The sequence below is a fragment of the Acinetobacter sp. A3 genome (genome assembly GCF_012371415.1).
Lineage (GTDB): Bacteria > Pseudomonadota > Gammaproteobacteria > Pseudomonadales > Moraxellaceae > Acinetobacter.
This window is the reverse complement of sequence record NZ_JAAZQW010000059.1, coordinates 1-10,189: the sequence shown is the minus strand read 5'-3', so window position 1 is coordinate 10,189 and position 10,189 is coordinate 1. Positions and strand designations below refer to the sequence as shown.

9 protein-coding genes and 1 other RNA gene are annotated in these 10,189 nt (G+C 38.7%); 5 read left to right on the top strand and 5 right to left on the bottom strand.

The annotated features are described in order from the left end of the window. Positions 1 to 46 precede the first annotated feature (46 nt). The 4 genes from HHA42_RS12595 to sbmA form a co-directional block, all read right to left on the bottom strand. Entirely contained in the window at positions 47 to 322 is a 276-nt protein-coding gene (locus tag HHA42_RS12595) for a hypothetical protein (RefSeq protein ID WP_168418209.1), read from the bottom strand. Next, entirely contained in the window at positions 319 to 1,164 is an 846-nt protein-coding gene (locus HHA42_RS12590) for a hypothetical protein (RefSeq protein ID WP_168418210.1), read from the bottom strand. The genes HHA42_RS12595 and HHA42_RS12590 overlap by 4 nt, the downstream gene beginning before the upstream one ends. Positions 1,165 to 1,225: 61 nt before the next feature. Next, positions 1,226 to 2,182 (bottom strand): hypothetical protein, encoded by a 957-nt coding sequence (locus HHA42_RS12585; protein ID WP_323126410.1) that lies wholly within the window; start codon positions 2,180 to 2,182, stop codon positions 1,226 to 1,228. 253 nt (positions 2,183 to 2,435) lie between these two features. Next, positions 2,436 to 3,632, bottom strand: a complete 1,197-nt coding sequence (gene sbmA / locus HHA42_RS12580; RefSeq protein WP_168418211.1) for a peptide antibiotic transporter SbmA — start codon at positions 3,630 to 3,632, stop codon at positions 2,436 to 2,438. A 394-nt stretch (positions 3,633 to 4,026) separates the two neighbouring features. Here sbmA and HHA42_RS12575 point away from each other — a divergent pair, with 394 nt between their 5' ends. Continuing rightward, positions 4,027 to 4,233, top strand: a complete 207-nt coding sequence (locus tag HHA42_RS12575; protein ID WP_004975391.1) for a hypothetical protein — start codon at positions 4,027 to 4,029, stop codon at positions 4,231 to 4,233. 663 nt (positions 4,234 to 4,896) lie between these two features. After that, positions 4,897 to 6,255, top strand: a complete 1,359-nt coding sequence (locus HHA42_RS12570; protein WP_104852384.1) for an NAD(P)/FAD-dependent oxidoreductase — start codon at positions 4,897 to 4,899, stop codon at positions 6,253 to 6,255. 122 nt (positions 6,256 to 6,377) lie between these two features. Here HHA42_RS12570 and glpK read toward each other — a convergent pair whose 3' ends face one another. Beyond that, complete coding sequence (gene glpK / locus HHA42_RS12565) at positions 6,378 to 7,862, bottom strand: glycerol kinase GlpK (RefSeq protein ID WP_168418212.1); 1,485 nt, start codon at positions 7,860 to 7,862, stop codon at positions 6,378 to 6,380. Positions 7,863 to 7,992: 130 nt separating this feature from the next. On the opposite strand from glpK, the gene ssrA reads away from it, so the two are divergent. The 3 genes from ssrA to HHA42_RS12550 all read left to right on the top strand — a co-directional run bounded on the left by ssrA (position 7,993) and on the right by HHA42_RS12550 (position 10,117). Next, positions 7,993 to 8,352, top strand: a transfer-messenger RNA (tmRNA) gene (ssrA, locus tag HHA42_RS12560). Between the two features lie 185 nt (positions 8,353 to 8,537). After that, entirely contained in the window at positions 8,538 to 9,926 is a 1,389-nt protein-coding gene (locus HHA42_RS12555; RefSeq protein WP_168526737.1) for a tyrosine-type recombinase/integrase, read from the top strand. Next, positions 9,923 to 10,117: a hypothetical protein gene (locus HHA42_RS12550; RefSeq protein ID WP_168526735.1), complete on the top strand. Its 195-nt coding sequence runs from the start codon at positions 9,923 to 9,925 to the stop codon at positions 10,115 to 10,117. Before HHA42_RS12555 ends, HHA42_RS12550 begins: the two co-directional genes overlap by 4 nt. Positions 10,118 to 10,189: the final 72 nt, after the last annotated feature.

Below are 10,189 nucleotides of genomic sequence, written 5' to 3'. Positions count from 1 at the left end.
AGCTAACAAAGGAAAGCCACCTCTAATGGCTGCTTAACCTCTACTTTTAACTTCGGTTATTTATGGGAGGATTACCATAGTACTTACGAACATCTACACACAAAACACGGATTTGCTCGCGCTCATCGCTCCTGAGTCTGGCTCGAGTCATCTGTTCCTCTATAGCACGATTAGAATCTAGCCCCAAATAATAACGCTCTGTCACATAATCATGCGCAGTGGCTTGTTTCAGGCTTTTGGCAGAAATATTAAAACTGAATAAAGCCAATACACAGAATCCTGAAATTTTAATAGTGCTATGCAGCAAATGTTTTAACTTCATAACTGTGGATGCTCCGTTGGTAGTCGATTCCAAAACCAATGAATACGGCCTTGTGTATCAAGCAAAGTATGTGTCTTAATCTGCTCATGCATGACATTACTACCCCAGCAGGCATTTGCACTATTTCGGTTGTTATGCAGAAATATTTTTTCAGTCGTATCATCAATTTTTTGTGGTGCAATATAGACTGCATAGCCCGCAGGAATCCATAAATCTGCCACGACTAAAGTTTGCTGTTTGGTGTCATATATCCCAACAGAAATCACTAAGTCCAAATAAGGGTCGCAGGAAACAAACAAATGCGGAAAATTATGTCCTTCTAAATCTGTGCAAATTGTAGGAAATAAAGTCCGATCTTGCCCTGAAGGTGCTGTGTCTAAATATGGATTGGCATAGGCTGCAAATTTTCCGTATTTGTATTCACAATAACTGACGATGTCGTACTGATTTTCAATCTTGATACTTTTGCCTTGTCCAATCAAATGCATACCAAAAGCTGCTGCCAATTCTGGTGTGATTTTGAAAGGTTGATAAACAATTGATTGTGTAACCTCAGGAAAATCAAGTTCTGTGATCACACCCCATTTGGTTTTTTTCTGATTTTTTGCTCGAACCCGAATGGGTGCTAAACAACTTAAATCAGCTGCTGTCACAGCTTCTCTCTTAAGCAAAGTTCTCTGAATTCTTTTATTCAGTGCGGTGAAATGTGGCTTGCCCCGTTCATTAAAAAAATACGGTGTCGCGCTTAAATCCACCGTAATTTCATCGACCATCTCATTCAACAGCATGCGTGAAAAATAAGTCCCCGTATCTACACGCTGATCTGTGTTTTCTTTTTTCATTTTGCTTTCTTTTAAATGACTCAATTCATTTGAAAACCCAGCTTATAAAGCTAGGAGTTGGTTATTTCATTTGATTTAACATATTTTTTGCGCCTGCATGATTATAATTTTTGGCTAAATTCTGCAAAATACGCTTGGCTTGCACTTCCGCGTTTGGAAAACGACTACGATAACTTGACACACTGGTTAAACAACGTGCCACCAGCATGCCAGATTCTGTATAAATACGTGTTCCTTCTGCTCCTTGTAATTTGCCATAGTTGTAGGCACGTTGTGCATTGTTGCAGGCATTGACCTGATTACGACCACTATTGATGTCTCGACGTGCTGCGACATATAAACGCATTTGTTGCTGCTGTGGGGTTTCTACAACACGTGCGGCAGTTTTAGCAGGTAGGCTCAGAACTTCTTTCTTTTCCTCAGACTTTTCTTTTTCTTCTACCTTTTTGTTGCTACTACTTGCTTTAGCGGGCGTTGTTGTGGCCTTGGTTGTTTTGGAAGTGCTTGCGGCACGGTAAAAACGGCGTGCTTCGTCTTCAGTCATCATTTTTGTGAGTAAACTCACCACACGGGCTTCACCACGTTGTTCAAGTTTTCTTTCAGTAACAGGCTCAATTGAAACAATCCAACTTCCACCCTGACTACGTACACAACGGTAAGCACCAATGCCCTGTTTGACATCTCTATAGGTATTGAGTAGCTTTTTCGACCATGCATTTTTGACGAGGCTCATGGAGCTTTTGTAGGCAAGCGTTAAACGTCCATTTTGCGACTGGCAATAGCTGCCCATATATTTACGCGGCACCATAGATTCAGCAGGTTGATCTTTACGCTGCGGTCCCCAATAGTAGACATATTCTTTGGCAGCACCACTGGGCTGATTTAAATTTTTCTGAACAATCAGTTCTTGGGGAGATGCAAAATGCTTAACCGAATTTGGGCTAAATTGATCAACTGTTGTGCAACCAAATAAGAGGCTGCCAATCCCACCCATCAAAAGTATTTTTTTGCAGGTCACGTCTCAATTCTCAATTGTTTTTATATGAATGAAAATATATGAATTGGCTGAAAATAACAAATCCAACACATTGTTTTTATGGTCGATTAATCTTGAATTAAGTTGAGCTAAGTTAAATATTTTGAGCAAAAAATACAACCCATCACAGTTTTTTATAATTTTGTGCCACAACACCTGTATTATTTTCATACATTTGTTCAGATAAGTGCACAGCATTTCTGCGACTTATCTGAACAGGTCTAGAGCTACATCATTATTGATCTAAGGTCGATTCAAAAGCCTTTAAACGCTTATAGATAGATAAAAGCTCAATAATGGTTGGCCAAGATGCAATCAGATACTGAAATGATTCACGTACTTTGCCAAATACGTTGGAAATTTGCATCATCAAACCTAAAGTAATTGCACCTGCGGCAATACTTGGGAATAACACAAATAAACCGTAAATATTGTCCAATTGCATGTACCAAATGCGTACCAAGTTAAAATAGGCATAGTGGAAATATAAACGGAAATAGTTAAAACGTACTTTGCTAAACAATTCTTTTAAACTGAGTGGGTCAGCACGTTCGGCATGATCTTCACCATAAACCAATTCTTTACGATAAGCCGCCTCAACTTTCTGGTTATTAAATTCCAGACCTGGTAACTTCGCACCCACCACAATTAACACCAATGTACCAAATACCGCCCACCCCACTGCAGCCCAAACCAGCGCATAAGGAATTTCCCCCACTATAGGCAATGCTTTGACATGCACAGACAAGCTGAATAAAACAGGTAAAAAGGCCAATAAAGTCATAAAGGCTTCTACCAGATTGACTCCTAAAGTTTCCATGGTTCTAGCAAAACGCATGGTGTCTTCTTGAATACGTTGTGATGCCCCTTCAATATGACGTAATTTTTCCCAGTGTGCCGTGTAAAAATTATTCATGGCTGTACGCCAACGGAACACATAGTGACTCACAAAAAATAGATTAAAGACCATTAAGGTCACAGCCACCATCGCCACATACAAAAAGGTCAAAACACCTGCATAGAGTTCATTGACATCGCCCCCGCCATTGCTCAGCATTTTTTGAATCAGATCATAGAATGGGTTGTACCAAGCATTCACCACCACATTGACTTGAACGCCAAACCAAATATTGAACAAAATAAAGGCTGAACCCCATACAGACCAACGCTGCCATGGGTGATTTGCTTTAGTTTTCCAGAAAATGGCAAACAGCGTCGTTGCCACAAAAAACCACAGATAAAACCATAAAAAAGCAGGTGACCAAAAACGGCTGACACCAATGGGTAATTCGGCCTCTGCATATCCTTCAGGAAAGCCAATCCAGCTTCCCCATGCACTACCGCCCGAATACCATAAAGCGAGGTTGATACTAAACCACAGCAACAGTGAAATAAAAAACCATTTTGGATTTGGAAAAAATGACTTAAACATGCAGACAAAAAGCCTTTATTTTTTAATTTGGAATGTAAAACCCAGTGCCTTCACCACTTAAAAAAGCGTGAATGGATACTTTAACTTTTATACTTTATACGCTGTTTTTTCAGCAATAATTTTATTTTTATACTGAAAACTGTAAATTTCATCAATCGGCTATATTTTACTGCGCTGTTCATTTGCCATTCATCTAAGAAATTACATCAAATTTCAATTTCTTATATTTTTAAAATGTCAAATTATGAAGTATTGGGCAAATTTATTGCGATTTTTTGACCAACAATTCAAGTACAAAATATTTAACCCGACACAAATTTACGATTTTGTGTAGATTATTCATCAATTTACTATATAATACAGTTGATTAAAAATAACTCATTTAGGGTGCGGTATGGAATCTCCAACAGAAAACATTGCTATTGAGCTACTTGAACCTATTGTTCTACGTAAAGAAAACTGCGCACCAATTGAATTCGAGCAAGGTACAATTTTAAAAGTTTTATTGGTTAATCCTAACTCCTACTTGGTTACCGTAGACGACGAATTTAACTTTACTGTCTCTTTAGAAGATGAAAATAAGGTGTGGCGTAAACTTTAATTACTGAGTCGCCACAAACTTTAATGATTGAATGTACGCAAAGCACATTCAATCATTAGATAAAGCTTGATAAATACGCTACTGCTTTCATGGCTTATAAAAACTAAACTTTCATTACACCTATCAATCACAGCATCCTTTTAATTTTTCAGAAGTCCACTTCGGGTATGGCTCTCTGAAAATGTTGCCTAAGATTCAGTTTTCAATCCTCTGTATATCATTGTAGATTTTGCAACAATCTCATCAAAATCACCTTTATATTGGGCAAAATGAGATAAAAATTAGCTTTAAATTTTCATCTTATTTTCTCTATAAAAATCAATAAAATATACCAATTAATCAAACCAAAACAACAACAGCAATGACTTTAAATTCACTTTTACAACTAAGCAAAACCAAAATTAATCAAAAATTATGATAAGATCATGCTTCTTGTAAAACACATTTTTTTATAAAGATGAATTGCTTAAGCAATTTTTACTGTCTTTTGTGTATTTTATTTTTCTATTTTTTTAATTCACATCCTATTTTGACAGGGTCTACCTGATCTCTAAATTTAGGATTGTATTTGCTTATTTTAATAATGCGGATATTTAAAAATCCTGAATTGTGACACTCAAAATTGGAGAGGTAATTAAGAACTCAAAACTAATGGAGATAGCAATGGATCGAATTGCAATTATTGGCGCTGGTCCAAGCGGCATGGCCCAATTAAGAGCGTTTCAGTCAGCAAAGGCCAAAGGTCTACAAGTTCCTGAAATTGTATGTTTCGAAAAACAAAATGATTGGGGTGGACTCTGGAACTATACTTGGCGCACAGGTATAGATGAACATGGTGAACCTGTCCACGGCAGCATGTACCGTTATTTATGGTCAAATGGCCCTAAAGAAGCGCTAGAATTTGCCGATTATACTTTTGATGAACACTTCAAAAAACCAATCGCGTCTTATCCGCCACGTGCAGTACTGTGGGATTATATTCAAGGTCGTGCAGAAAAAGCACAGGTGAAAGACTTAGTCCGCTTTAATACCGCCGTTCAGCATATTCATTATGATGATGCGACGCAAAAATTTACGGTTGATGTCGAAGATTACGCACAGCAACGTCATTATTCAGAACAGTTTGATTATGTTGTGGTGGCCTCTGGGCACTTTTCTACCCCGCGTGTCCCTGTTTATGAAGGCTTTGATCAATTCCATGGTCGTATTTTACACGCGCATGATTTCCGTGATGCACTGGAATTTAAAGGTAAATCAGTGCTGTTGGTGGGCAGCAGCTACTCTGCCGAAGACATTGGTTCGCAATGTTATAAATACGGCGCCAAACAAATTTACAGTTGCTATCGCAGTAAAGCCATGGGCTTTAAGTGGCCCAAAAACTGGTCTGAAAAACCACAATTACTGCGTGTAGATGAAAATACTGCTTATTTTGGTGATGGAACATCGGCCAAAATTGATGCCATTATTTTATGTACGGGCTATTTACACCACTTCCCGTTTATTGAAGATGGCTTGCGCCTCAGAACGCATAACTGCCTTTATCCACTAGGTTTATATCAAGGTGTGGTTTGGGAAAAGAATCCTCGTTTGTTCTATTTAGGCATGCAAGATCAATGGTACACCTTCAATATGTTCGATGCGCAGGCATGGTTTGTCCGTGATGTGATTTTGGGCAAAATTGCGTTGCCAAGCATAGACGAAATGCAAAGCCATACCCAAACCTTGCATGAAAAAGAACAACGCTTAATGAGCGATGAACAATCTGCACGTTTTCAAGGGGATTACATCAAACGCCTGATTGCGCAGACCGACTATCCATCATTCAATATTGATGCAGTACATGATATTTTCATGCAATGGAAAAAGCATAAAAAAGAAAATATTATGGGCTTTAGAGATAAAGTCTATCGCTCAGTGATGACAGGAAAAATGGCTAAACCGCATCACACACCATGGTTATATGCACTAGATGATTCTTTGGAAAGTTATCTAGAAGATGAAGCTCAACGTGAGGCAATGTAAGGCTTAAACACAAAAAGCCATCACCCTAGACCGTAAAAAATCAAAAAAACCCCATACGTTATGCGCATGGGGTTTGTTGTTTAAGGATTTATCTAAATATCTAAACTTAATTGCTGTTCAAATTATAAATCTGACTTGGCACGTTTTAAGGCCTGTTGCCAACGCAGTAAATGCTCAGCCCGTTCTGCCTCTTTCATTTGAGGTTCAAACACTCGATCTAATTGCCAAGATGCCGAAATTTCAGATAGGTCAGAAAATACGCCTGCTCTTAAACCAGCCATAGCAGCAGCACCCCAAGCGGTAGATTCCAGCATTTTAGGACGCAACACAGGTACATTTAAAATATCGGCTTGGAATTGCATCAACATATCATTTTGACTGGCACCACCATCGACCCGCAATTCTTTCAGAGGATGATCTAAGTCCGACTGCATGGCGGTGAGTACATCTGACACTTGAAATGCAATAGATTCCAATGCCGCACGGGCAATGTGCGCCTTATTGGTACCACGTGACATGCCACATAAAAGTGCCCTTGCTTCGCTGTCCCAATGTGGCGCACCAAGCCCTGTAAATGCAGGGACTAACACAACACCATCGCTAGAAGTTACACTATTGGCGAGTTGTTCTACATCGCTACTTTTTTGAATAATCCCTAAACCATCCCGCAGCCATTGCACCACTGCCCCTGCCATAAAGACACTGCCTTCTAGGGCAAAATGGGTTTCATTTTGACATTGCCATGCCAGAGTGGTGAGTAACTTATTTTGGCTAAACTGCACCTGATTGCCTGTATTGAACAACATAAAACAGCCTGTACCGTAGGTATTTTTTGCTGTACCTACCTCAAAACAAGATTGTCCAAATAAAGCTGCTTGCTGATCACCCAAAATACCTGTGATTGGAATATTATCACCCAATAAGCCAGTTGCGGTGTCTGCAACATAACTGTCTGATGCAATAATTTTAGGTAAAACTGATGCTGGAATTTGAAACAGTTCCAGTAAGTCTTCATCCCAAGTTTGATGATGTAAGTTCATCAACATTGTTCTTGAAGCATTACTTGCCTCAATGACATGTTCAGCGCCTTGGGTTAAATTCCAGATTAACCAACTGTCGATGGTGCCAAAGGCCACATGCCCTTGTTGTGCCAAAATTTTCAGCCCATCGACATGCTCAAGTAACCAAACCAGTTTGCCTGCGCTAAAATACGGATCTATACGCAAACCTGTTTTTTCCTGAATCAATTGCATTTGGTTATTTTGAATGAGCTGATGACACCAGTCTGCAGCACGTCGATCTTGCCAGATAATTGCAGGGGCCAGTGGTTTTCCCGTGCGTTTATCCCACACTACAGTCGTTTCACGTTGGTTGGTCACGCCAATTGCACGAATATCTTTGGCTAAAATTCCTGCTGTAGCCAAAGCCTGTTGCACCACTGCAATTTGATTTGACCAGATTTCTTGGGCATCTTGCTCTACCCAGCCTGAATGTGGCGTCTGAATGTGGGTTTCACGTTGTGCTGTAGCCTGAACTTGTCCGTGTTCATTGAAAATAATAGCGCGACTGGAAGTCGTGCCTTGATCGAGTGCTAATAAATAACTCATATTTTTTATTGTGTTTGGCTTGAAAAATAAAATATTAGCGCAATTATGTAATTAAGCGCATTGAAATGTGTAATTGTGCAGAAAATACATCGTAATTTTTGCCAGCTATGCTATGATTGCGTTGTGATATGGGGGTGTTATTGGCTTCGACGCTGATGATGAAGCTCATAGATGCATGCCGAGAGCGCATTTTCTCTCGTAAATAAAATTTGCATTAAAATAGTCGCAAACGACGAATCTTACGCTCTAGCTGCCTAAGGGCAGCTTGTCCGCTTCACTGAATACTTGTGGTCAGTGAACCCGACTGAAGCGCACGCACACAAGTCCGTATAGAGCCAAGCCTCGGGGCTTTATACCAAACTTAGAGGATCGCACTTTTAACCCTGTTCGTCGGGTCTTTAAGTGTTAAAACAATAGACGATATCTAAGCATGTAGTATTCTCGAGTGTAGTGTTGGCGGACGCGGGTTCAACTCCCGCCACCTCCACCAAAATTCTTAAGTGTCATTCGTTCACATGATGACATATCAAACTAAAAGCCTTAACTATCAATAGTTAGGGCTTTTTTTATGCCTTTACATTCTGCATTATTCGTAAATATAGCATTGGATCATTTGTATGGTGCTTTGTATGTTTGAATTCGATTGTGTGTGACCATACACAGAAAAGGTTTATTGTGTTTAAAGAAGATATTTCAAAATTCCCTATGGCTGATACGGTTCTAAAAGCTTTAGAGACAAATAAGGCTGAAGAGCGTATTAACGACGGCGATAATTTATATTTTGTTATCAAAAATGATGGTAAAAAACGTTGGGAGTTCAGATATAAAAAGCCATCTACAGGAAAATGGACATTCATAGGTCTAGGATCATATCCCCAAGTGAGTGCAAAACTGGCAAGACAAAAAGCTAAGGAGGCTAGAAATCAACTTTCTGATGGGATTGATCCGAAAGATGCTAAAGATCAACAAAAACAAAATCAGATCCAAGAAAGTAGTGGTGAGTTTTTATTCCAAAAACTTGCTGAGGAATATTGTGCAAGTAAAACTTGGACAAATGATACCCGTGTTCGGAATGAAGGAGCATTAAGAAACCATGTCTATCCTCTTATGGGTAGCCGTGATTATCGAACAATTAAAAAAGTCGAATGGCTTGAGTTGTTTAAAACAGTTCAGAAAAAACTGCACCCTAAAACAAAGAAACCGATTATTGAGATGGGGCAACGTGTTTGTGCTTTATGCCGTGATATTTATGATTTAGCCGAAGTAACTGGTCGAATAGAGCAGAATCCAGTTGCTAATATTCATAAACATCTAGAGAAGCATATAAGTGTAAATATGCCTCATGTTTCTGAAAAAGAATTACCTGATCTTTTGGTTAAGGTTGTGAATTATCCAACGCGACAAACTGCAATTGGTTTACAGCTAGCATTAATGTTGGGTACTCGACCAAATGAAATTCGCCGTGCTGAATGGTCTGAATTCGATTTTGAAGAAAAATTATGGGTAATTCCTGCTCATAAAATGAAGAAGCGTGTTGAACATACAATTCCACTCTCATCTCAAGTTATTGAATTGTTAAATGAGTTAAAAGTTTACAGTGGTTCAAGCCCTTACTTATTTAGAGGGCGAAATTCAGGTAAAGAGCCTATCTCGAATGCAACATTGGGTAATGCTTTGAAAAAAATGGGCTATAACGGTAAGCAAACACCACATGGTTTTCGACATATTATGAGTACTGCATTGCGTGAGCGTGGTTTTCGACGTGAGTGGGTTGAATCAGCTTTGGCTCATAAGTTGGGTGGTGTGGAAGGTGTATACAACAAAGCATTATATTTGGAGCAACGTAGAAAGATGATGCAAATTTGGTCTGACTATTTAGATGCTTTAGCACATGGTAAATCATTTGAGTTTGATAATTTTGAAATGGATAAAATGATGGAATATTCTTGGAATGATATTGGTTTGGAAAAAAATAAATTCAATGCAAAACAACTAAGAGTGCTTCAGTCTTTTATTGAAGCTATGGTTCAAGATGATGATATGTCTGAAGAGGAGGCTGCATGATGTCTTATGTAGATTACGCCGTCGCTTTAGATGAAATATCAAAAATGACTAAACAGCAATGTAATGAATTTACCCTCTTACACTATGTTAAGAATGGTTTGTTGGATTTATACGTTAAATTAAATACAGAATTTGATTTATGTGAGTGTTCAATAGCAGAAGATTTAGCTTACTCGATCAAAAAACAATAGACTTCCGTCATAAATCAAAAAACGTACAATTTATTTGATCTTAAATTAATCAGCAAAATTATTTAATTCAAG